Genomic DNA, 728 nt, shown 5'->3' with positions numbered 1-728 from the left:
CTCTTGACCCGTACGTGGCCATCGCTTGTCAAAGCTTTCTTGCATCCGCTTCCGGTACACCGTTATTTATTGCTCCTGCAACGAAGTCTTCGCCAAGCTTGTTAAAGTATTCTTCCCCCTTACGGCCTGACATCGCCTTACGTACAGCGGACGTTTTCGCCCAGTCAAATGAACCAATCTCTTTAACCACGGCCATGATTTGCTCTTGGTAAAGAAACACGCCGTAAGTCTCTTTTAAGTACGGCTCAAGCTGCGGCACGTCGTATTCAATCGGCGCACGCCCTGCCGCGCGTTCAATGTATTTCTGGGCCATACCGGACGACAACGGGCCAGGTCGACCCAAAGCTGTCAGGTTGTCGATTTTGTTAAATTTATCGACGTGAACAAAGTTTGTTTCTTAGCGTACAGCATCTCCTTCAAACTGGAAGATGCCTGACATCTTGTTTTCGTTAAGAATGTCAAGGACGCTTTGGTCATCAAGCTTGATTCCGTAGAGCGTTTCAGCATCAATAGCGCCTGTATCAGAAATAATGCCGAGAGTACGAAGGCCCAGCGCATCAAGCTTCAAAAGGTTTAGGTATTCGCTGTCAGGCTTATCGATTTGCGCAATCCCTTCTGCAGTTACAGTACAGTAATCAGAGATTGGGTCATTACACACGATGATTCCCGCTGCGTGAACACCTGTGTGGGACGGGTGAATCTCAAGGTCACCCATGCAACGCGCGGCA

1 protein-coding gene and 1 pseudogene are annotated in these 728 nt (G+C 49.0%); both read right to left on the bottom strand.

From position 1 onward, the window contains the following. Positions 1–28 precede the first annotated feature (28 nt). A pseudogene (locus Y887_RS21500) lies at positions 29–370 on the bottom strand (hypothetical protein); the annotation flags it as partial. A 27-nt stretch (positions 371–397) separates the two neighbouring features. After that, positions 398–728: hypothetical protein (locus Y887_RS21495; protein ID WP_046965585.1), on the bottom strand; the 331-nt coding region annotated here is incomplete at its 5' end.

This window comes from Xanthomonas pisi DSM 18956 (assembly GCF_001010415.1).
GTDB classification, from domain to species: Bacteria; Pseudomonadota; Gammaproteobacteria; order Xanthomonadales; family Xanthomonadaceae; genus Xanthomonas; species Xanthomonas pisi.
Note: the sequence above shows the minus strand (reverse complement) of the source record. Positions and strands in the feature narration are given on the sequence as shown.